The sequence below is a fragment of the Paenibacillus sp. MMS18-CY102 genome (genome assembly GCF_009789195.1).
Classification (GTDB): domain Bacteria; phylum Bacillota; class Bacilli; order Paenibacillales; family Paenibacillaceae; genus Paenibacillus_T.
This window is the reverse complement of the sequence record NZ_WSTC01000030.1, coordinates 1-24,971: the sequence shown is the minus strand read 5'-3', so window position 1 is coordinate 24,971 and position 24,971 is coordinate 1. Positions and strand designations below refer to the sequence as shown.

Sequence of the window (24,971 nt, the reverse complement as noted above, 5' to 3'; positions counted from 1 at the left end):
GATTCGATTCGAGTGTCCAATATTGCCATTTGAGAGGATGGATAAGAGATGAAAAAGTATTTGACGATGATAGGAGAGCTAGTGCTTCTGCTAGGCACTTTCCTCGGGGTTTCCATTGTCCATAACGATATTATTGTGCCGAACTCCGGCGCTTACGGTGATTTTGTAGGCAAAAACCTGCCGATCTGGATCACGGTTATGTTTGCGATTACATCAGCCTTAATTGCAATCATTTTCCAAGTTAAAAAGCGGATTGTGAAGGACCGTTACGAAAGCATTGTGCAGATGAGCAATTTCTCTCGCATAAGCAAGCTAGACGCTACAATCTCAACCCTCGTCGGCGTATTCACAGGCATATTCTTTATTTGCTTCATTAAGCTGTCGTTCATTGAAGAGGCGACGCCTGACTTCGACAACTATATCAACATGTTTATGAACTCCCAGTCCTTCATCGTGACGATTATCGGCTTGGCGATCATCGGTCCGCTGTTTGAAGAGGTGCTGTTCCGCGGCATTTTGTTCAACATTATGCGCCGCAAAATGCCATTCGTCATCGCGCTGATCGTACAAGCGGTCTTCTATGCGTACTGCCAGCCTAACCTGAGCGTTCAGTTCATTTCGTTCTTCCTTGCCATTATGTACGGCATTCTCTACTACCGCTTGAAGTCGATTTGGTCGACGCTGCTCGCGGCAGGATTTATGAATACGGTCGTCTTCGTGACGAAACAGTATGGTGTTTTGGAATGGCTCGCGGGCTGCCCGGACCATATTTTGATGCTGATCGCTGGCGTTTCCCTGTTCTTCATGATCGTGTTGGTTCGTGCAGTGTGGAAAGGCGACAGCAAATCGGTCGATCTCCGAATGATCGGCAACCTGCTCTTATGGACGTTCGTTTACTCCGCATTCTATTATCCGTTCATCTTCATCGTGTGGAATCAATACATTATGGGCATCGACGCGATTTCGCCGTGGCTTGGACGGAACAATGTTATCGGCTTCATTCCCTACGATATCTTAGCCTTCGTCATCTATTACTACATCATGAAGTGGGTCAATAAGAAGGATCTCATCCAAGTGAGCAATTTCTCGCGCATCTCCCTGAAAAATGCCGTGTTGATCTCCATATTGGGCATTGCGATGGGCGTATGGGTCCAAATGTTTTTCAAAATCCCTTACTTCGAGAAGAACTACCCGCAATTTGACCAGTTAACCGTTTATTTGACCGATGCACTTTTCCTTGTTTATTTCGCGTTCTTGATCATTCACTCCATGTACAAAGAAATTTATTTCCGCGCGATGATTTACAACGTATTCCGTACCGCAATGCCAGTGTGGGTGTCCGTTATTGGTACAGGCATCGTCTACGGCGGCTTGTTCTTTAACTGGGATATCGCCCTGACGATCTATGCAACGCTTGGCGCGCTTATTTTCAGCTTCATGTTTGAATGGTACAAATCGATTTGGGCACCGATCATTAACGAGTTTTTCGTGTTCGCAGCTTATTACGGCATTCGGAAACTCAATGTTGTGTATGGTCCGGGGGTTGTATGGGCGCTGGGCATAAGCTCCGTCGTGGTCATCGGCCTCATGGTGTACTTATGGAAAAACCGGGAAACCGGGCGCGAAAGTGAAAACAAGAGCAAGAGCGAACTTCCAACTGGCCAGAGCGATCGCGTAGGGGGCGAGCTCCATGCTGAACTTTGATTTGCTCGATTGGGATGAGCCGGAACAAGGCGATTCCCCGAACGAAACGATGGAGGAATTGTCTGCGAAAGATATCGCCATCGTCGGAATATCAGCTAAGCTGCCGCTAGTCGGCAGCTTAGAGGAATTTTGGTCCTTCGTAAGCAATGGAGCCGACTTCATTTCTGCTTTCCCGGAGTCTAGGCGCAGGGACGTTGAGGTTTACGCAAGCGGCAGGGCGTTACAGGACGGGCAGCCTGATTTTTTTGACGGGGCTTATCTTGACGCTATTGACCAATTCGATTATGCCTTCTTCCGCTTATCGCCGAAGGAAGCAAGCCTGATGAGCCCGAACCAGCGATTGTTTCTGGAGACCGCTTGGAAGGCGTTCGAGGATGCTGGCTATAGCCGCACCCGATTGGCAGGCAGCCGGACGGGTGTCTATGTCGGGTACAATGCCGACACGCTTTACGATTACAAACGAATGGTGTCGGAGTCGGAGCCCGAGGCGCTATCGCTCGCGGTTCCCGGCAATTTAAGCTCCATTATTGCGGGCAGGCTGTCTTATTTGCTCGACCTGAAGGGCCCAAGCCTGAACGTGGATACTGCTTGTTCATCGTCGTTAGTGGCTATTCACCTCGCTTGCCAAGCGATCCGCAATGGGGAATGCGAGATGGCGCTTGCTGGCAGCGTGAAGGTTAACCTGATGCCGCTGCGCAATGAGGTCAAGATCGGCATAGAAGCCTCTGACTGGCGTGCCCACACGTTCGATGATGCATCCGACGGCACTGGGGCAGGCGAAGGCGTTATTGCATTTGTATTAAAGCCGCTTCACAAAGCACAGCAAGAAGGCGACCACATTTACGCGGTGATCAAAGGCAGCGCGGTTAATCAGGATGGCAGCTCAGTAGGGATGACCGCGCCTAACGTAGCATCCCAGGAGGAGGTTATTGCCCGCGCTTGGCAGAGTGCGGGCATCGACCCGGAGACGATTGGCTACATTGAGGCGCACGGTACGGGCACGAAGCTCGGCGACCCGATTGAAATCGACGGCTTGTCTCGCGCCTTCCGCCGGTTCACTGACCGGAAGCAATTTGTTGCTGTTGGATCCGTGAAGGCGAACATGGGCCATCTCGACCATGCTGCAGGCATGGTTGGCTTGTTGAAGGCGGTTTTGGCGATGAGGCATCGCCAAATACCGCCAATGGCACATTTTACTACGCCCAACCGCGCCATTGGTTTCATCGAATCGCCCGTTTATGTGGCGGACCGGCTGATGGATTGGGCGGAGGGCGAATCGCCGCGAAGATGCGGCGTTAGCGCCTTCGGCATGAGCGGTACGAATGCCCATGTCGTGCTGGAGGAAGCGCCTGCAGCGATGGAGCGGGAGATCGCCCGTTCATCGAATGCCGGTGAGGATGCGGCAATGCTTCTTGCGTTGTCCGCGAAGAGCGAGCCGGCATTAAAGCGGCTAGTGCAGCAATATCGCCAGCTAGAGCTGGAGCAGGGCCGCCTTGCTGATTTATGTTATTCAGCCAATACAGGGCGGGACCATTATGAGCATCGGATCGCTTTCATGTTACGTTCGGCGGGGGAACTCGCGCAACAATTAGCCTTCATTGACGAAAAAGGCTTGCTCGGCGAGCCTGCACGCGGCATTTATTATGGAAAATCTACTGGCGGTGAAGCTGGGCGTGAAAGCGATATTGCCTCCTTAGCCGCAAGCTATATGGCGGGAGCGGATATCGATTGGAGCCAGCTTTATGCAGGCCAGAGATATGAACGGCTCCCGCTGCCAACGTATCCGTTTGAACCGAGCCGCTGCTGGCTTGAAGCGCCGGCTCCATTAGCGTCCGCTGCGGATGCGGGCAGCCGGCCGGTTGCTGCAGCCGCTGCGCTGGACCTAGCGATTACGCTGACAGGCAAGCCGGACGGAAACTATACCAAGGCTGAGCTGGCAGTTGCACAGGCTTGGGGCGAGACGTTAGGCTTTCGCCGTGTCGGCCTTAAGGACAACTATTACGAGGCAGGCGGGGATTCGATTCTCGCGCTCAAGATCGTAAACCAGATCAGCCAGCGCTTAGCGGTTCGAATTGAAGTAGCCGATTTGCTGGGGCATGCGACAGTTGGAGAGCTTGCCGCTTATGTGGAAGGCTTGGCAGGCCTTGAGCCTGATGCGAAACCGGGTTACGGGGAACCGTTGGCGAGAGCGGCTGTACGGCCGCATTATCCGTTAACGCCATCCCAATATCGCGTCTATATTCAGGAGCAGTTCGCGTCGATTGGCACGGGCAACAATACGCCGTTCGGCATTATGGCGCATGGCGAGCTTGATGGGGCGCGCTTAGAAGCGGTGTTCCGCCAACTGCTCGGCCGGCACGCATCGTTGCGGGCTTCGTTCGTATTCGAGGATGGGCAGATCATACAGCGTATCGCAGCTGAAGCAAGCTTTCAGGTAGAGCATTACCGCTGTGCGGAGAAACATATCCAAGTGGTGCTGGACGAATTTATTCGGCCTTTTGATCTTGCATCGCCGCCGCTGCTCCGAGTCGGGCTGGTGCAGCTTGCGGGCAATGAGGGCAGCGAAGGCAATCGCCATTTGATTTTGGTCGATCTGCATCATATCGCGTCCGATGGCGTGTCGACGAGCATTTTGGTTAAAGAGTTTTGTGAGCTTTACAAAGGAGAAACGCTCGCGGAGCTGCCGCTCCAATACGTTGATTTTGCCGTATGGCAGCAGGATACGCTCGAACGCGGCGGCTTCCAGCGGCAGCAGCAATATTGGCATGGCCGCCTGGCCGGCAGCTTACCGCTGCTGAACATGCCGGCTGATTTTGAGCGTGGGGAACAGAAGTCGCTTCACGGGCGGTCACTGAAAGCGCACCTGCCTGCTGAGCTGGCAAGGAAGCTGGAGCAGCTCGCACGGCGCAGCGGCTGGACGATGAACTCCCTGTTGTTTGCCGTCTATGGCTGGATGCTGCGCCACATTTCGAACCAAGAGGATCTGGTTGTCGGCACTTTAGTAGCTGGCCGTAACCATCCGGAGGTTGAGCGTGTCATCGGCATGTTCATTAACTTCTTGCCGATTCGGATGAACGTAAGCGCGGAGCAGGCTTTCGCTGAATATGCCGGCGAGGTACACCGTAACGTTCTCGAAGCTTACGCCCATGACTACCCGTTCGATTGGATGGTATCGGACTTGCAGGTGGCGGCTGGCCGCTCCCGCAATCCGCTCTATGACACGATGTTCGTATACCATAACGAATTCGCGATGAACCCGGCCAGCCAGTTAGGGATGGAAGAAGCTGGATTGCGGTTTGAGGAATATTCACTGGGCCATGCTACGGCGCCGCTGGATTTCCAGCTTGACGTATGGAACGGCCTGTCCGGCTCGGACGGCTTAACGCTAGTTATGCAATATGACACGGGATTGTACAAGGAAAGGACGGTTCGGCAATGGCTGGATACGTTCGTCGCAATTGCAAGTGCCATTGCAGAGCAGCCGTCTTTAAGCTTGATGGGCTTGCCATTGGCTGAAGTTTCGCAGAAAACGGCGGCGAATGCGGTACCGAGCGCAGCAATTGGGGAAGCGTCGAATGTTCCTGCGGAAGCAGCGCGGGTTTCCGATTTAACAGTCGCCATCAGCGCGACGTTCACGGCTGAGCCTATCGCAGCTTCTATTGAATGGTGGTGCCAGCAGTTCCAACAGAGCGTTACGGCCGCTTTTGCTCCGTATCACCAAGTATTCCAACAGCTGCTAGACCCGTCGAGCCTGATTTCGTCTAATGATGGCATTAATGTGCTGCTCATTCGATTCGAAGACTGGATTCGTGACGACGATTCTTCTGTCACTGCATTAAAGGCGAAGCTGGATCGGATTTACGGTGAGCTGGAGCAAGCGATGGCGAGCCGCAGCCCGCGAGGCGTATATATCGTCGGTACATTCCCAGTGACGCCGGGGTTGCCGTTCGCGGCTGAGGTGACGGCTTATTTGGACCAGTTGAATGAACGCTGGCGCGATGCATTGGCCATGATGGGCAATGTTCGAACGATGGCATTCGGGGAAGCGCTCGCCGCGTTATATCAAGTGCCTGCCATTTATGATTCTGTCATGGACCATGAAGGCCATATGCCATTTACGGAAGCCTATTACGCAGCGATGGGAACAGCTATTGCACGCACAGTTGTCGGGTTAAATGCGTCCAGCCCATTCAAAGTGATCGCGCTGGATTGCGACAACACGCTGTGGAAAGGCATATGCGGAGAAGATGGAGCGTTAGGCGTAACCGTCGAAGCCCCTTACCTCGCGCTGCAGCAATTTATGCTGGATCGCTTAAGCGAAGGCATGCTGCTTGTGTTGAGCAGCAAAAACAACGAAGCGGATGTGTGGGAAGTGTTCGGCCGCAATCCCGGCATGCTGCTGAAGAGGGAGCATTTTGTCGCTGCGAAGCTCAATTGGGAGCCTAAGGCAGACAATCTTCGCTTGCTCGCTGAGCAATTGAATCTTGGCTTGGACAGTTTTATTTTCATCGACGACAATCCGAAGGAAATTAGCGAAATGATGGCGGGCAACCCTTCCGTCCTTTCGCTTCAAGTGCCGGAGGATGCGGAGCATATTCCGCATTATCTCCAGCATATCTGGGCGTTCGACAAGCTGACGGTGACGGATGAGGACCGCAAGAGATCGGATTACTACCGTGCGGAGTCACAACGGCGCAATGCCCAGCAGGCGGCACAGCCTGAAACGCACGCGGGTTCGGATGGAAGCGCGGCGCCTGCTGCCATGGACGCGTTTCTCGCGGGGCTAAACCTGCGGATGAAGATGCGCCCGCTCGGGCCGGAACAGATTGCCCGTGCTTCGCAGCTGACGCAGCGGACGAACCAGTTTAACCTAAGCACGGTCCGGCGGTCCGAGGACGAAATCCGTAAGCTCGCAGCAGATTCAACGATGGCTTGCTGGGGCATCGAGGTGGCTGACCGTTTCGGCGATTACGGCTTTGTTGGTCTAGTCTTCGGCGCTATAGAGGAAAACGCTCTAGTGCTGGATACGTTCTTGCTCAGTTGCCGTGTGCTCGGCCGTCGCGTCGAACATGCGATTCTATGTGAGCTGAAGCGATTTGCCGCTGGGCAAGGAGCCAATGCGTTGGCAGCGCGTTATATTGCAACGGATAAAAACGAGCCATTCCGCCTCTTCCTTGAAGAGTCCGGCTGGGAACGCTCGGGCGAGGCTTCTGCGCATTCGGCGAGTTCGGGGCAAGGAACAGGGCGCTACCTTCTGCCATTAGCGAGCATTCCAGACGAATCCCCATTCGTGGCGCTCTGGGAGGGTGAAACGGAATCACTTGTTACCGAGCTGCAAGTAGCTGCGGGATTATCGGTGCCTGCCGAAGGGCACGCACATGGGAATGCTGCAGCACCGCCATTGGCGCCAGCGCCTGCAACAGGCGGGCTGCGGCATTGGGAGGTTCCTGGTGCCGGCGTGGCGGAGCTAAAGCATCGTAATCAATTGCTTCCGCTGCTGCATCACAGAGGCGACCAGCTGCTTGCGTTGCTGAAACCGCAGTCTCCGGCCACAGCCGTGTTGCATGCGGGAAGCTACGACGAACCGCTTGGGACAACGGAAACAGCGCTAGCCGCTATTGTAGAAGATATTATTGGCAAGCGCCCGATTGGCGCGCTGGACCATTTCTTCGATATCGGCGGCAATTCCTTGCAAGCTGTTTCGCTTGCGTCCCGCATTCATCAGCAGTTCAGCGTCACGATTTCGCTGCGCGACCTGTTCGCTGCACCGACCGTCCGCCAGCTGTCCAGACGAATCGAGGGCGCGGACCGGATGCTTCATCAGCCGATTGAGCCGGTGGCAGGCAGTGAAGCTTACCTCGTTTCTTCCGCACAAAAAAGGCTGCTCGTGCTTGAGCAGATGGACGTGCCGAGCTTGGCTTACAATCAGCCATGCTTGTTTGTTGTCGAGGGCGACCTGGATCTGGAGAAGCTCCGCCAGGCATGCCAAGCGCTTGTGCGCAGGCATGCGATCTTGTCCACCGTGTATCGCTGGGAGGAGGAAGGCTTCGTCGGCCGTATTGATGGCGGCTTGGCATCTGAATTCCCAGTTCACGCCATCGCGCTAGGCGAAGGAACGCTGGATGACGCGATCGCTTCATTCATCCAGCCATTTGACCTGAAACAATCGCCGTTGTTCCGTGCCGGAATCATCCGGATGGAGGCGGACAAGCATGTGCTCTTATTCGATATGCACCATATCGCGGCGGACGGCGTGTCGATCAGCTTGCTCATGAAAGAATTCATGCAGCTATATAGCGGCGAAACGTTGGCAGAGCCACGCGTGCAGTACCGCGATTTTGCCCTATGGCAGCAAGGTTTGCTTCAGCAGAATAAGCTGGACCACTTAGCTGGCTATTGGCTGCAGGCATTCGCAGACGGGGTGCCCGTCTTGAACTTGCCTCTGGATGCGCCTCGCCCATCGGTTCGCGGCTTTGCCGGACGGCGGCATACATTCGAGCTGCCTCCTGAACTGCAGGCTGCCGTAAAGAAGCTGGCGGCTGAGGCTGGCGCTACGCCGTTCATGGTTTATTTGGCCGCGTTCCAGATGCTGCTCGCCAAATACGCCGGACAAGAGGATGTTGTCGTCGGTACGCCAGCGGCAGGCAGGGAGCATGCGGATTTGCAAACGATGGTCGGCATGTTCGTCCAGACGCTGGCGCTGCGCAACAAGCCGGAAGGCGATAAGCCGTTCCGCCAGTTCCTCCGCGAAGTGAAAGATAATGCGATGAACGCGATGGAGCATCAGGCGTATCCGTTCGAAATGTTGGTGGAGCGCTTGAATGTGCCGCGTGACCTTAGCCGAAATCCGTTGTTTGATACGATGTTCGTTTACCAGAACATGGATTGGGCGACCCAGCAGGCAGAAGGCTTACAGTTCCGGCCATATAAGTACGATACGAAGCAGAGCCGCTTCGACCTGACGCTAGAGCTGTCCGAAACCAGCGACGGGGTGCATGCCCATCTGGAATATGCAACCGAACTGTTCGAGCCTGGCACGATTGCGCGGCTTTCCCGCCATTTCGTTCAACTGGTGAAGGAAGCCACGCAAGCGCCAGACCGGGCGATTGGCCAGATGGAGATGGTGGATGCGAAGGAACGGTCGCAAATTATGTTCGGCTTCAACGCAACCTACGCGGCATATGAAGCGGGCGAGCAGACGGTACATGGGCTGTTCGAGCAGCGGGTGGCACAAACGCCGGAGCGGGAAGCCGTCTTCTATGATGGCCAGTGGATGACATACCGCGAGCTGAATGATAGGGCGAACCGATTGGCGCGGACGCTAAGAAAGGAAGGCGTCGTACCGGATCAATTGGTCGGCATTATGGTGAAGCGTTCCTTCGAGATGGTGATCGGCATTCTCGCCATCATGAAAGCTGGCGGCGCTTATGTGCCGATTGATCCTGAGCATCCGCCGGACCGGATTGCTTCGATCTTGAACGAATCAGGAGCAAGGCTGCTCTTGTTACAGGGCCAGCTTAGCGGCCGGTTGCAAGATGCCAGCACTGTGGCGGGCAAAATGATCGATCTGGATCATCCTGATGCTTATGGGACGGACGGGCGGAATCTGGAGCCGATATCATCGCCTTCCAATCTGGCCTACGTCATCTTTACCTCAGGATCGACGGGCAAGCCCAAGGGCGTCATGGTCGAGCAGCGGTCAATTGTGCATATGCTCAGCCAGCTAGAACGGCTATATCCGCTCAAGGCGGATGACCGTTATTTGCTCAAAACAACGTATGCGTTCGACGTGTCGTTAGCAGAGCTGTTCGGCTGGTTTGTTGGAAATGGGCAGTTGATTATTTTGCCGCAGGGCGATGAGAAGGACCCGGATGCGCTTGTTCAAGCAGTGGGCATCCATCGGATCACGCACATTAATTTTGTTCCGTCGATGCTGCAGGCGCTGCTCAATAGCGTTACGGAGAGCCAGTTGCCACAGCTGCAATCGTTGAATTATATATTCGCAGCCGGCGAGGCGTTAACCCGCAGGCTAGTTGAGCAATACGAACGTACGGGGCTGCCAGCGCAGCTTGAAAATTTGTATGGACCGACGGAAGCAACGATTTATGCGACCCGATATACGACGGGCGCAGGCGAATCATCGAGGGCAAATGTGCCAATCGGCAAGCCGCTTCCGAACGTACAGGCATGGATCGTAAACGGCGAGCTGCAGTTGCAGCCAGTCGGCGTGCCAGGTGAACTATGCATCTCGGGCGAAGGGCTGGCACGCGGGTACTGGGACCGCATGGACCTGACGGCGGATAAATTCGTCGCCAACCCGCATGTGCCGGGCGGCCTTATGTACCGGACAGGTGATTTGGTGCGTTGGCAGCCAGATGGGAACATTGCGTACCTTGGACGGATTGACCATCAAGTCAAAATCCGCGGCTATCGCATCGAGATTGGCGAGGTTGAGGCGCATCTGAGGAAGGTTCCGCGCATCCAGGAAGCGGTTGTAACGGCTCGCGACGATGACGCGGGGCAGCCGTACCTATGCGGATACTTCGTGGCGGCAAGCACGATGGCCGTGGCGGAGATCAGGGAAGCGTTGGCGCAAGAGCTGCCAAGCTACATGATTCCGGCACGCTTCCAGCAGTTAGATGCGCTGCCGCTCAATCCGAACGGCAAGATCGATCTCAAAGCGCTGCCTGCGCCTGAGCTGCAGGCGCAAGATACGGCCGGCGAACCGCCGGCAAGCCCGTTGGAAGCGGAGCTTGCGGGCATTTGGTCCGAGGTGCTCGGCACAAGCCCAATCGGCGTGACAGACTCGTTCTTCGAGACCGGCGGCCATTCGCTGCATGCGATCGGGCTGCGATCGCGCATCATTCAAGCGTTCGGCGTGAATTTGCCGTTGGCGGACTTGTTCCGCCTAGCGACGGTTAGGCAGCAAGCTGAGGCCATAGCGCAAGCGTCGCCTAACGCTGAGCGTGCATTCGCCATCCCTCTAGCGGAGCCACAGCGCTGTTACCCGTTATCCTCAGGCCAATTGCGGCTGTACGTCATTCAGCAATTGGCGGCCGATAGCACAGCGTATAACCTGCCGGGCCTGTTCCGGCTGGAAGGCGCGCTTGAACGTAGCCGTGCGGAGCAAGCGCTGCGTAAGGTGATTGTTCGCCACGAGTCGCTTCGCACTTCATTTGCGGTTGAGGACGGCCAATTCATGCAGTTCATTCAACCAGAGGCACCGTTCCAATTCGGATATTGCGAGACTACGGAGGATGGGCTAGAGGCACTGGCAGAATCACTGGTTCAACCGTTTGATCTGGGACGGGCACCGCTTATGCGGGCAACGCTGATTAAGCTCGTGGAGGAGGCGCCAGAGTCCGGTTCTGATTTAAAATCCAGCGCTAACGCCGGCTTTAATTCCAGCTCCGTCTCCAGCGGCTCTTCCGGCACGGACGCCTATGCGCTGTTCTTCGATATGCACCATATCGTCTCGGACGGCGTGTCGATGGCTGTGCTCATTCGGGATTTCATCCAGCTCTACAACGGCATCGAGCTGCCTGAGCTGCGCATTCAATACAAAGATTATGCCGTATGGCAGCAGCAACAGGCAGAGAGCGGGGCGCAGGAGCGCAACGCCCGCTACTGGCAACAGATGCTCAGCAGCCCGCCTTCTGCGCTGGCGCTGCCAACCGACTTCCCTCGCCCAAGCGTTCAAAGCTTCGAAGGCGGCCGGGTGAGCCTTATCGTGGAGCCAGAGCTGCAAGGCAGACTGCAGGCAATCGCGACGTGCAATGGGGCGACATTGTACATGGTGCTGCTTGCGGCGTACGCGCTGCTTCTTCAACGGCATAGCAGCCAGAGTGACTTTATGGTTGGCACGCCATCTGCAGGACGCGCCGACGCTGATTTGCAGCCGCTGATCGGCATGTTCGTCCAAATGCTCGTCATCCGTTGCCGACCGTCAGAGGGCCAGCCTTACGAACAGTTTCTTCAAGCGATTAAGGCTAACACGATAGGGGCATTCGAGCATCAGGACTATCCGCTGGAAGAGCTGGCTGCGAAGCTTAACCTTCCGCGGGACGTTAGCCGCAATCCGTTGTTTGATGCCGCATTCGTCATGCACAATCAAGAGACGGCAGAGCTGCAGGCCGAGGGGCTGCGGGCGGAGCTTCTGCCATTCCGCCCAAGCGTGGCGAAGTTTGACCTTACGCTGGAGGCTGTGGCAGCAGAAAGCGGGTTAACTGTAGCGATGGATTTCGCTGCGAAGCTATTCCGTCCTGAGACAGTAGCGGCCCTGCTGGACGATTACGTTCGTATCTTGCGTGCCGTCGCCGCTGATCCTAGCGTTCAGGCGAGGCATGTGGAGCTGCAAGGTCCCCGTCCGAAGCCGAAACGGGCCGTATTCGAAGATGTGGAATTCAACTTTTAGAATGGAGGAATTAGGGTGACGGAACTTTACTCCTTCCCTTACGATATGGCACGTTCCGACCGCAGCGAACGGATGATGGTGAATTGGGGCCAGGCGCTGCCTGATGGGCTGGCTGCCCAGCTGGTCTCAGCGAGCAGAGGCTCTGGCCACGGCCTGTTTCTCATCTTATTGTCCGGCGTTGCGTACTTATTGAGCCAATATGCCCGCCAAGCCGAAGTTGTCATCGGTACGCCGATGTTCCGCAGCGATGGGCTCGATACAAACAGCTTGCTGGGCATTGGGATTGAACAAAGCGGTGATATGGCCTATAAAGACTGGCTGGCCGCGATCAAGCGGTCGGTTATGGAAGCACACGGGCACGAGGGAGCTAGCGGACTGAATCAAAACCGTTATGGCGTCGCTGTCATGCTCGAAAGCATTCAGGACCAGCCGGAAGAAGGGGCATGGGATGTTGATCTCGGCTTCTCCTTTGCCACGGCGGAGGATCAGTTGACAATCGCTATCGGCTACGATGCAGGGCTATACAACGCATCGACGGTGGAAGCCATCGCGGGGCAGTTGGCACGATTCTATTCCGCAGTGATGGCATCCCCTGGCATGGCGTTAAGCGAAATCGACCTGTTGGACGCAGAGGAAAGGCGCTTGCTGTCGGTCGGCTTTAACGATACGGATGCGGAATATCCGCGGGAGAAGACGATTCATCAGCTGTTTGAGGAGCAAGCAGCGGCTCTGCCGGACCAGATCGCTATTGCCTGTGAAGGCAGCCGCGTGACGTATGCTGAACTGAACAGCCGGGCGAACAAGCTTGCCCGTACGCTGCGTGAGCAAGGCGTGCAAGCCGACCAATTGGTCGGCCTCATCGCTGATCGCTCTATTCATACGATTGTCGGCATGCTCGCGATCCTCAAAGCGGGCGGGGCTTACGTCCCGATTGATCCAACGTATCCGCAGGAGCGAATCGCCTACATGCTGGACGATTCGGGCATTAAGCTGCTGCTCACACAGCGCACTGAGGCGGACCTGTCCGCGTTCAGCGGCCGTATCACTGCGCTCGACGAAGAAGCGTCCTACGCTGCGGATGGTTCCAACCTGGCGAGCGTGTCCGGACCGGGCCATCTCGCTTATGTCATCTATACCTCCGGTTCGACGGGGCGTCCTAAGGGCGTCCTGATCGAGCATCGGAATGTCGTGCGGCTGCTGTTCAACAGCCGCAATCTGTTCGACTTCGGGCCAAGCGATACATGGACGCTATTCCACTCGTTCTGCTTCGACTTCTCCGTATGGGAGATGTACGGTGCACTGCTTTACGGTGGCAAGCTCGTTATCGTGCCTGCCTTGACGGCGAGAAGCCCGCAGCAGTTCCGCCAACTGCTGCAAGACGAGCAGGTCACGATATTAAACCAGACGCCGACCTCGTTCTATCAGGTTATTCAAGAGGATGAGTTAGCCGAAGGCCGATTGGGCTTGCGGCAAGTTATTTTCGGCGGAGAAGCCTTAAGCCCTTATGCGCTTAGAAACTGGAGAGCTAAATATCCGGGCACGCAGCTCATCAACATGTACGGCATTACGGAGACGACCGTTCACGTGACGTATAAGGAGATTACAGAGGTTGAGATCGCACAGGCAAAGAGCAATATCGGCACAGCTATTCCTACATTGCGCGCCTATGTGCTGGATGGGAACAGCCGGCTTCAGCCGATCGGCGTGCCTGGCGAGCTGCATATTTCTGGCGATGGCCTGGCGAGGGGCTATCTGAACCGCCCTGAGCTGACGGCGGAGAAGTTTATCGAGCATCCTTTTGCCCCTGGCGAGCGAATGTACCGGTCCGGGGATTTGGCGAGATGGCTGCCCGACGGCAACTTAGAGTATTTGGGGCGGATCGACCATCAGGTCAAAATTCGCGGCTACCGCATCGAGCTGGGCGAAATAGAAGCGCAGCTGTTGAAAGTAGGCGCACGTGAGGCAATCGTCATCGCGCGGGAAGACGAGGATGGGCAGAAGGAGCTTTGCGCTTATTTTGTAGCGGACCAGCCTTACACGGCGGGCGAGCTTAGGGAACTGCTTGCGCGTGAGCTGCCAAGCTATATGATTCCGGCGTATTTCGTGCAGCTTGACCGGATGCCACTGACGTCCAATGGCAAAATCGACCGCCGTTCCCTGCCGGAGCCGCAGGCTAGCGTTTCCGCAGGCGCGGCTTATCGGGAGCCACAGAGCGAAGTGGAGAAGCAGCTGGCTGCGATCTGGCAGGATGTATTGAAGCTGCCGCGGGTCGGGCTGGATGATTCCTTCTTCGCAATTGGCGGCGACTCCATCAAGGTCATACGGATTATTAGCAAAATCCAGTCCCAGCTAGGGCTGGCGGTCGCAGTCGCAGACTTCTACCGTGATCCGACGATTGCTGGCCTGGCGGCTATGCTGGCTGCACGGTCATCCGCTGCAAGCAGCCAAGCCAGCGGCGAGCAGCTAATGGCGGATTTCACGGCAGCTGTTGCCGCTGAGACGGCAGAGCGTCCGCTTCCGGCGGACGCCGAAGATTGGTACCCGCTAAGCAGCATTCAGCAGAGTATGGTGTTCTACTCGCAGATGATGCCAGAGGAGCCGATCTACCATGACCAGTTCTATTTCATGCTCGATATGCCGAATTTCGATTGGGTGGCATTCCAGCAAGCGATTCATAGGGTTGTTTTGCGCCATCCGATTCTGCGCACTTCGATGGAACTGGAACGCTACAGCACTCCGATTCAAATTGTGCACGGCGGACGGTTGCCCCAAGTGGAACTGACGGATTTATCTGGCGCTGGAGAGGCGGCACAGGAGCAGGCGATTCGAGCCAACATGGAGCAGGATCTTAAGGACCGGTTCCGCTTCGGCGGCGGCGAGCTGCTCTGGCGGCTGCGCTTGTTCATGCTCGGCGCAAGCGAATTTTGCGTCGTGCTTTCGTTCCATCACGCCATTCTTGACGGCTGGAGCGTAGCTTCGTTCAATAAGGAGCTGACGGAAGCATACGGCGCGATTTTGACCGGGCAAACCGTTCATAGCCCTGTGCTCAAAGCGAGCTACAAAGATTATGTCGCGATCCAAATGGCACGGCAATCGTCCGAGGAGACGGGACGCTTCTGGAAGGATTATTTGAGCGGGTACACACGCAATAAGCTGCCGTTCAATCTGGCAGGCAAGCGAATTGCGGAGGCGTCCGGCATCGCGATTTACCGCAAGCAGGCAGACGAAGCGACCAGCTCGGCCATCGCTCGGCTGTCGCAGCAGCACGCGTATTCGACGCGGGATATTTGTTTTGCCGCGTACGTGTTCGTTATGCACACGCTAACGACCGAGCAGGATATCGTGACGGGCATCGTCACGCATGACCGCCCTCCAATCGAGGACGGCGATGCGATGCTGGGCTGCTTCCTCAACACGCTCCCGTTCCGGCTGGAAGTGGACCGTGGGTGGACAGGGATTCAACTGATCGAGCAGGTGAAGAAGTCGCTGCATGCCGCCTTCGCGAATGAGCTATTCCTCGTCGATATCGCACAAGAAATCGGCGACGGAAGAGGGGACCGGGAAAATCCGATCTTCGACGCATTGTTCAACTTCACGGACTTCCATGTCATGGACGGGCTGGAAGACAATGCGTTCATTAGAGGGTCAGGCCGCCAGCTCCAGCTGGACTCTAGCGAAATGACGAATACGCTGTTCGACCTTGAAGTGTCGTGCGCGATGTCCCAAATGAACATCCAGATCAAATACGCGAGAGCCTACTTCGACGAGTCGGAAATCGCAACGGCGTTCGAGCTGTATGTGCGCGTGCTGTGCCAATTGGCGGCGAATCCGGCGATGAGCCTGCGGGAGCTTCCGCTGCTGTCGGAAACGGAGCATAAGCGGATTGTTTATGATTTTAACGATACGGAAACGGATTATGCCCGCACCTCTACGCTGCATCAATTGCTGGAAGAACAAGCAGGGAAGACGCCGCATCATATCGCTTTGAAACAAGACGGCGATACGCTCACATATGCTGAACTGAACCATCGGGCGAATCAAATTGCACGGCTGCTTATGGACCGGGGCGTCCAATCAGGCGATCGCGTCGGGCTAATCGCAGAACGAGGCTTCGACATGATTGCTGGCATGTACGCCATCCTTAAGGCAGGCGCGGCTTACGTGCCGATTGACCCGGCTTATCCAGATACCCGCAAAGCATATATCGCAGGCAATGCGGAGATCGTGGCACTGCTTGCAGATCGCGATTATGGGCTTGGGCTGAACAATACAATCGTGCTAGCTGACGGTGGCCAGGCCTCATACGACGGCGGGAATCTTGGGCTGGTGAAGGATGCGGCAGACCTTGCCTATATCATCTATACGTCAGGTTCGACTGGCGTGCCGAAGGGCGTTATGATTGAGCATCATTCGGCAGTCAATCTGGTTCAGTGGGTGAATGAGCGGTTTGCAGTTGGGGAGCGGGATACGCTGCTGTTCATCACCTCGATGTGCTTCGACCTGTCGGTCTACGACGTGTTCGGCACGCTCGCATGCGGCGGCAAAATCGTCATCGCAAGGCAGGAGCAGGTGCAAAACCATGAGGAGCTTATTCGCCTTATGCGAGAGGAAAACATCACGTTCTGGGATTCTGTGCCTTCGACGATGAACCACCTCGTCAACATGATCGCACAGGAGGAGCCGGGCTTTGTCCAGCATGATTTGAGGCTTGTGTTCATGAGCGGAGACTGGATTCCTGTCCCTCTCCCGGGCGCGATTCGCAGCTTCTTCCCGAATGCTGAAGTCATTGCGCTGGGCGGGGCGACGGAGGCGACGGTCTGGTCGAACTACTATCCGGTTCAAGCCGTGTCCAAGACGCAGACGAGCATTCCTTACGGCATGCCGATGAACAATAACTATTTTTATATTTTGAATGATGATCGCAAGCCCGTGCCTTTCGGTGTGGCGGGCGAGCTTTATATTGGCGGCGTCGGCGTAGCGCGCGGGTATATGAACGATGAAGCGAAGACGGCCAACGCCTTCGTGCCGAATCCGTTCCGCAATGGGCCGAATGAACAGATGTACCGGACGGGCGATTTAGGGCGCATGCTGCCGAGTGGCCAGATGGAGTTTCTTGGAAGGAAAGACCATCAGGTCAAAATCCGCGGCTTCCGCGTCGAGCTCGGCGAGATCGAGAGCCAGCTTGTGCAGCATTCAGAGGTTCGGGAAGCCGTCGTGCTGGCGAAGCAGGATGGCCAGGGCAACGCCTACCTGTGCGCTTACGTCGCGGCAAGCGAGCCGCTCTCTGCACAGCAATTGCGCGAGCATCTGTCGGGCAGGCTGCCGGGCTATATGATCCCTTCGGCGTTCGTTCAGCTGGAGCGGCTGCCGCTTACCTCCAATGGCAAGATTGACCGCAAGGCGCTGCCAGAGCCGGAGCAAGGCGTGGACATGGGCACAGCCTATGTGGCGCCTCGGACGGAGACAGAGATGCAGTTGGCGAAAATTTGGACAGATGTGCTCGGGCTAGACCGAATCAGCGTGCACGACCACTTCTTTGAAATTGGCGGCCATTCCTTGCGTGCCACGTCGTTAGCGACAAAGGTGCATAAAGCGATGGGCGTTAGCTTCCCGCTGCGGCATGTATTTGAATACCCAACCCTTGCGCAGATGGCAGAAGCGATTGCTGGCATGCAGCAGCTCGATTACGTTGCGATTCCAGTTGCGGATGAGCAGCCGTACTACCCGCTCTCTTTTGCCCAAAAGAGGCTGTTCATTCTGAATCAGATGGTCGGCAACGATACCGGCTACAACGTTCCAGCAGCGATTATGGTCGAGGGAGCAGCAGATCGCCTGCGCTTAGAGGAAACGTTCCGCGCTTTAGCCGCACGCCATGCCGCACTGCGGACCAGCTTTGAGATGATCGGCGGAGAGCCGGTACAGCGCATCCATCCGGAAGCGCAGTTCAGCTTAGCTTACAGCAAGCTTAATGAAGCCGATATCGAGCGGAAGGTTCGCGCATTCGTCCAGCCGTTTGATTTGGGCAAGGCGCCGCTTTATCGCATGGAGCTGTGCGAGCTGTCGCCAGATCGGCACTTGCTGCTGTTCGATATGCACCATATCGTGACCGACGGCACGTCAATGGGCATTTTGCTGCGGGAGTTTTCTCAATTGTATGCGGGCGAGGAGCTGCCTCCGCTGCGCATTCAGTACAACGATTATGCAGTATGGCAACGCCAGCGGATGGCGGACGGCCATTATCGCGAGCAAGAGCGTTATTGGCTCGATACGTTCGCAGGCGAGCTGCCTGTGCTGGAGCTGCCAACCGATTACGCAAGGCCGGCCATTCGCAGCTTTGAGGGAGCGGCGGTCACGTTTGCTGTAGAGCGGGAACTGGCAGAGCAAGTGCGCCAAGTAGCGGCTCAGGCAGGCGGCACCTTGTTTATGCTGTTGCTGGCTGCGTATACGTCCATGCTGCACCATTATACGGGGCAAGAGGACATCGTCGTCGGAACGCCGATTGCAGGCCGGGTGACAGCGGAGCTGGAGCCGATGTTCGGCATGTTCATTAACACGCTGGCATTGCGGAATTATCCGTCCCAAGACAAGCCGTTTCTTGCGTATGTGGAAGAAGTGAAAGCGAATGCGTTGAAGGCGTTCGAGCATCAGGAGTACCCGTTCGAGGAGCTGGTGGCAAAGCTGCATGCGACGCGTGATTTCAGCCGAAATCCGTTGTTCGATACAATGTTGATTTTGCAAAATGCCGAGGAGGGCACGTTAGCCGTCGATTCGTTGGCGTTCCAGCCGTTCGAGCTCGAGCAGTCTGTGTCGAAGTTCGACGTGACGCTCTCCATCGTTGAGCAGGATCAAATGCTGCACGCTACATTGGAATACAGCACCTCCTTGTTCAAGGAAGAGACTGTGCGCCGCATGGCAGATCACTTCGTTCAATTGCTGCGTTCCATCGTGGATCAGCCAGAAGCGCCGATTGGGTCGCTTGCGATTATGACGCCGCCAGAAACAGAGCAGGTTCTTCACGCGTTTAACCGCACGGAGCGGGGCTATTCGCGCAAGCATACGATTACTTCGCTATTCGAGGAGCAAGCTGAACGTACGCCTGATGCTATTGCATTGGTTTATGCGGATACAGAGCTTACCTATCGGGAGCTGAACGCGCGTGCGAATCAAGCTGCTGCCTTATTGCGCGGGCAAGGCGTCGGCACGGACAGCATTGTCGGCCTGCTCGTCGAGCGGTCGCCTGAGCTGGTCATCGGCATGCTGGGCATTTTGAAAGCGGGCGGCGCATACTTGCCGATTGATCCTGAGTACCCGCAGGACCGCATTCGTTACATGCTGGAGGATAGCCGGGCAAGCCATCTGTATGTGGATGGCCAGTTGGAGCTGCCATTCTTCGAAGGCATAAGAATTGATGCAGGCAGCCAAACGGCCGATGGGCAGGGTGAACATGCCAAACACGCAGTTGCCACTAATGTCAAGCCGATTCATTCGTCAGATTCTCTTGCTTACGTCATTTATACATCGGGTTCGACTGGCCTGCCCAAAGGCGTCATGATCGAGCATCGAAACGTGGTCAACCTGATCATCGGCATGGCTGAGCAGATCGATATGTCAGCCGGCCGCAAGCTGCTGTCGCTCACGACGGTTTCATTCGATATCTTCGTGCTGGAGTCGCTCGTTCCGCTTACGCAAGGGTGCACGGTCATTCTGGGAAGCGACGAGGACCAGCGTGATCCGGTTCGAATTAGCCGCCTTGTAAGCCAGCATGGCGTTCATATCGTCCAGATGACGCCGTCCCGCATGCGGTTGTGGATGAATGATCCTGATCACAGGCAAGCCCTTAAACAGCTGACGGATGTGCTGGTCGGCGGAGAACCGCTGCCGCCGAAGCTCCGGGACGAAATAAGCAACGCGGCGGATGCGAGAATTTTAAACATGTACGGGCCGACGGAGACGACGGTATGGTCCTCCATGTCGGTGGTTCCAGCACAAGGCTTAATTACGATTGGCACGCCGATTGCAAATACCCAGATTTATGTTGTAAATGGCGGCGGGCGCATGCAGCCAATTGGCGCAGTCGGCGAACTGTGCATCGCAGGCGATGGCTTGGCACGAGGCTACCTCAATCGCGAGGCGCTTACGGCGGAGAAATTCGTAGACAACCCGTTCGAGCCAGGAAAGCGCATGTACCGCACAGGCGACATCGCGCGGTGGCTGCCGGATGGCACATTGGAATGCCTGGGCAGGGCTGACCATCAGGTTAAGATTCGCGGCTATCGGATCGAGCTTGGCGAAATCGAGAATCAACTGCGGAAGCTCGCGGCTGTACGGGAAATTGCGGTCATCGCAAGAGAGGACGAAACGGGAAGCAAGGTGCTGTGCGCCTATTACACGGCGGAAGGCGAGCTAGGCACGGCCGAGCTGCGGGCAGCGTTGGCCCAGCAACTGCCGAGCTATATGGTTCCATCGCATTTCGTGCAGATGGACGCATTGCCGCTCACGCCAAATGGCAAGCTGGACCGCCAAGCGCTTCCTGCGCCTGCTGGCATTCCGTCAGGGGCGGTGGATTATGAAGGTCCAGAGGATGAGATGGAGGCATTGTTAGCTGCGATCTGGCAAGAGGTGTTAGGTGTAGCCCGCGTGAGCGTACGCGATAATTTCTTCGAGCTTGGCGGCCATTCCTTGCATGCGATTCAAGTGGTCGCGAGAACGAACGCGCTTCAGATGGGGCTGTCTGTCAAGGATATATGGGACTACCCTACGATCCGCCAATTGAAGGAACGCCAACAAGCGGTTAACGCGATTGACGTATCCGCGGTTACGGCTGCGGCTCCGAAGCGGACATACAATAAGCAATTCGGCGTCAGCTATCAATATCCGTATTACTATCCTTGCTTTAATGCGGTCTTATACGAAAAAATCCATTATCAATATGGCTTCCCGCTCGCCCGGTCCATTCTTCCAGCGGCTGATGGGCTAGTATTGCCGACGCTGGAGTTCGAGCACAAGGGGACAGGGGCAGGCACAGAGGCATCACTCTGCCGCAAGCTTCCTTTCGTTCCTGCAATGGGATTGGCGGAGCTGATGGCGGAAGCAGGCATCGCATTCGAGTTCAAATCCTATCCTTCCTTGGAGGAAGGGATCGAAGCGATCGACCAATCCCTAGCTAATGGGGAGGTCGCGGCAATTGGCGGCATTTCCTATTTCTTGAACTATACGTCTGATTACCGCCTGCCAGATGAAGAATGCCGGGAACGGATTGCAGCTTCCAATTCATCCCGCATGGCATTTGACCATTCCTTGCTGGTTATTGACAAGACGGAACGCGGGTATATCGTTTACGATGCAAGCTTCGGCTTTATGGGAGAAGTTCCACGCCAGGACTTATATGACTCGTTCACGGGCTACCGGAGCATGGCGTGCTTGGACGATCGGCCGGAGTGGGCGGCTTATGCTTACCGCGTATTCCATTCGGAACGCCCGCTTGCTGAGCGCCCTGCTGATCCAGAGTGGCCGCTTCGCATCTTCATCGAGCAGATGAACAGTCTTCTGTCGGTGGAAAGCCAGCCTTATGAGTGGAATGGGCAGGCTTATACAAGATTTACGGGCGTTGGCGCCATTGCACAGTGGGGTCGTGTCCTTCAGGCTGGACCGCCATCGCTAGATGATGCCTCGTACTTATCGCTTATACAGGCCGTATCTATCGATTGGAAATACAATTTTGTCTTCTTGCGGGATTTGCTCGACGATCTGGGGCAGCAATTCGAACCGTTCCGGGGCGCTTCCCTGCCAGTTCAAGAAATGATCGGGACGCTATCGGGCGCTTACGAAGATTGCCAACATCTGCTAAACTCCGAGTATGGCACGTTCTCCCTTCAGCTTGCCCAACGGATTGGGCTCATGCAGGTACGGTTAGCCGCACTGCTGCCGGAATGGCGTGAGCAAGCCTTTGCGCTGCTGGCAAGCAGCATGAACGAGCAAAATGCGGTAACAGGAGCTGACGTAAGATGACGATCATTAAATTGTTTTGTTTTGCACATGCCGGGGGCTCGGCGATGGGGTATAGCAGATGGCGCAAGCTGCTTGGGCCAGGCATCGAAATATGCCCATTAGAGCTCCGCGGGCATGGCCCGAAGACAGGGCAGCCGTTCTATGACAGTGTACAAGCTGCAGTTGAGGACTTATATCCGGCACTAGTTAAAGAAGCGGGGACGGATCCTTATGCCCTGCTTGGCCATAGCATGGGGACGCTGCTCGTCTATGAGATGTGCAGGCATATTAAGCGGATGGGATTCCGGGAACCGGTAGCGAGCGTTTTCTCCGGCCGGACGCCTCCACATGTAGTGAGAGACCGAAAGCAACTGCATGAACTGCCGGACCAGGAGTTCAAGGACGAAATTCGGGCGCTAGGGCTGACCCCTGATGAGGTATTCGAACATGCCGAGCTGATGGCCATGTTCCTGCCGATTATCCGGTCGGATTATCGTTTGATCGAAACGTACGCCTATGGCGAAATTGCTCCGCCGCTTACGTCCGATGTATTCGTCTGGACGGGCAAGGAGGATGAGCTGACACGCGAGCGCATGGACGAGTGGGCACAGGTGACAAGCGGCCAATGCCATTATCGCGAGTTTAAGGGCGGGCACTTCTTCCTCTACGAGCAGACGCCTGCCGTAATTGCAACCTTGCAGAAAGATTTAATGGCCGCGAGCGGTTCTGGAGCAACTGCCATCCAGAGCCGTCCGCCGATACGAGGAGGTTACGCGTGAACAGTGTTTACGAAATTCGAAACGTGCGGAAAGTGTACAAGAAAGGCAAGCGGCTAGCGAACGACGATATTTCGTTTGACGTGGAGGAAGGGGAAATTCTGTCGGTGCTCGGCCCTAACGGAGCTGGCAAGTCGACGCTGGTAAAGCAGATGATGGCGCATGCCAAGCCTACCTCGGGCTCGATTACGCTGTTCCAGCGCGACGTCATTCGCCACTCGCGGGAGGTGGCCCGCCATGTGGGCTATTATGCGCAGGAGGCTTGGGCGCTGGCGAATCTGACCGTGCGCGAAGCGGTGCTGTACACGGCGCGCCTGCGCGGCATCTCAAGGCAGGAGTCGGAGCGCCTCACCGGCATATGGCTGGAGCGGCTAGAGCTAGGGAGCTTATCAGACCGCATGATTAAGCGGATTTCCGGCGGCCAACGGCGCCTTGCAGGCCTTGCTGCAGTAATGGTGGGCGATCCGCCCGTCCTCATTCTTGATGAGCCGACGAACGAACTGGATCCGATTAAGCGCAGGTTAGTGTGGGATATCGTGCATGAGAAAAACCGGGAGAACGGGACAACCGTTCTTCTGGTGACCCACAATGTGCTCGAAGCCGAGCAGGTCGTTGACCGCGTTGCGATTATTAACCAGGGGAAACTGCAAGTCATTGACTCGGTCGCTAATTTGAAAAATCGTGTAGACCCTCGGCTGAAAATCGAGCTGACGCTAGAAAACGGGGCGCGTGCAGGAGCGCAGGCCATTCTTCAACAGTGGGGAACGGCGGAAGCGATCGGTGACAATCGGCTCCAAATGCTGGCCAGCCGCACGGAGGTAGGCCATATTGTGACGCGCATTACGGAGCATCTCGACGAGCTTGCATGCACGGCTTACACAATCGTTCCGCCTAGCTTGGAGGACGTTTATTTGAAGCTGGGAGGTCATGTAGCTGATGAATCCAATTGAATCTGCGGAAAGCCGTGCAGCGGCTAGGCCTCCATCTGCGTGGGTTACGGCGAAGCCATCCTCGCTTGCTGGCAGGCTTGAAGCATATTGGACCGAAATGGCATATTTGCTGCGCATTCAATATGCAGAAGTAAGGGAAACATGGATGTGGGTTATTATACTGGCATCGGTATTTCCGTTTACAACGCTGCTGTTTATGAAATTTTTTCTGGAATCGCCGAGCGAGGATGCCGTTATGCGGATCGTTAGCGGCAACATCATTTTCCCGATTATCATCATGGGCATTAACGGTTTAGGCAACCATATTGCTTGGAGCAGGCAGCAGGGGCATTTTACGTACTACGCATCGTTGCCAATTTCCAAAATCAACTTTTTGTTCGCCTTTATGCTGCGCGGTTTTTTGATGACTATCCCTTCTGTAATCATTATGACGATCGTGGGGCAACTGGTGTATGATGTGCAAATCCAGCTGTCGTTTGGCCTCATTCCGATGGTGCTGCTGGCTGTAGCGGGCTCAGCCGGATTTGGCACACTTATTGGCTTCTTATCGCCGAATCAAGATTTAGCGAACATGCTGACGAACCTGTTGATGGTGTTTCTGAACTTCTTGACGCCTGTGATGATCGATATTAATCAGCTTCCGGCGCCGCTTCAGGTGATATCCTACCTGTTTCCGACCACCTATGCAGCGGATGGGCTGAGGCTCCTATTTCAAGGCTCTTGGACGATGGGGGTTACGGTGGATGCCCTCGTCTTGCTTGGATTTATTACGGTATCTTTATGGCTTGTTTCGCATAAAATGGACTGGCGGCTTGAAAAATAAGTGGCGGACAGAGCAGAAGCGAAGTTTTGCTCTGTTTCTTTGAGGCTGTCGAGAAAGTCTCGACAGCCTTTTTACTTTAGCGGGCAGGAAAACCTGCCCTAAACGGCAAGCTAGCGCGCTTGAGCGCCAATAGGGCAGGAAAACCTGCCCTAAACGGCAAGCTAGCGCGCTTGAGCGCCAATAGGGCAGAAAAACCGAGGCCACTGAAAAACCTTACACTTTTATCTCGCGAAACTGTAAAAAAGACATCTACCTCCTTTTTTTAGAGGCGGATGTCTTTTTTTAGATCCTAAATCGGTTTATTTACCACATTTTTT

Annotated in this window: 6 protein-coding genes; all 6 read left to right on the top strand. The window is 55.6% G+C overall.

The annotated features are described in order from the left end of the window. Window positions 1-48 precede the first annotated feature (48 nt). From GON22_RS19780 to GON22_RS19755, 6 genes are read left to right on the top strand one after another with little or no spacing between them, the layout of a single operon-like run. Complete coding sequence (locus tag GON22_RS19780; RefSeq protein ID WP_160397846.1) at window positions 49-1,704, top strand: type II CAAX endopeptidase family protein; 1,656 nt, start codon at window positions 49-51, stop codon at window positions 1,702-1,704. Then, complete coding sequence (locus tag GON22_RS19775; protein WP_160397845.1) at window positions 1,691-12,118, top strand: non-ribosomal peptide synthetase; 10,428 nt, start codon at window positions 1,691-1,693, stop codon at window positions 12,116-12,118. The genes GON22_RS19780 and GON22_RS19775 overlap by 14 nt, the downstream gene beginning before the upstream one ends. Before the next feature lie 15 nt (window positions 12,119-12,133). Next, the gene (locus GON22_RS19770) at window positions 12,134-22,126 is read left to right on the top strand and encodes a non-ribosomal peptide synthetase (RefSeq protein WP_160397844.1); all 9,993 of its coding nucleotides are present in this window, start codon (window positions 12,134-12,136) and stop codon (window positions 22,124-22,126) included. Beyond that, window positions 22,123-22,884, top strand: coding sequence for a thioesterase II family protein (locus GON22_RS19765; RefSeq protein ID WP_160397843.1), 762 nt, complete (start codon window positions 22,123-22,125; stop codon window positions 22,882-22,884). Before GON22_RS19770 ends, GON22_RS19765 begins: the two co-directional genes overlap by 4 nt. Beyond that, window positions 22,881-23,831 (top strand): ATP-binding cassette domain-containing protein, encoded by a 951-nt coding sequence (locus tag GON22_RS19760; protein WP_160397842.1) that lies wholly within the window; start codon window positions 22,881-22,883, stop codon window positions 23,829-23,831. Before GON22_RS19765 ends, GON22_RS19760 begins: the two co-directional genes overlap by 4 nt. After that, window positions 23,818-24,654, top strand: coding sequence for an ABC transporter permease (locus GON22_RS19755; protein WP_160397841.1), 837 nt, complete (start codon window positions 23,818-23,820; stop codon window positions 24,652-24,654). The genes GON22_RS19760 and GON22_RS19755 overlap by 14 nt, the downstream gene beginning before the upstream one ends. Window positions 24,655-24,971 lie beyond the last annotated feature (317 nt).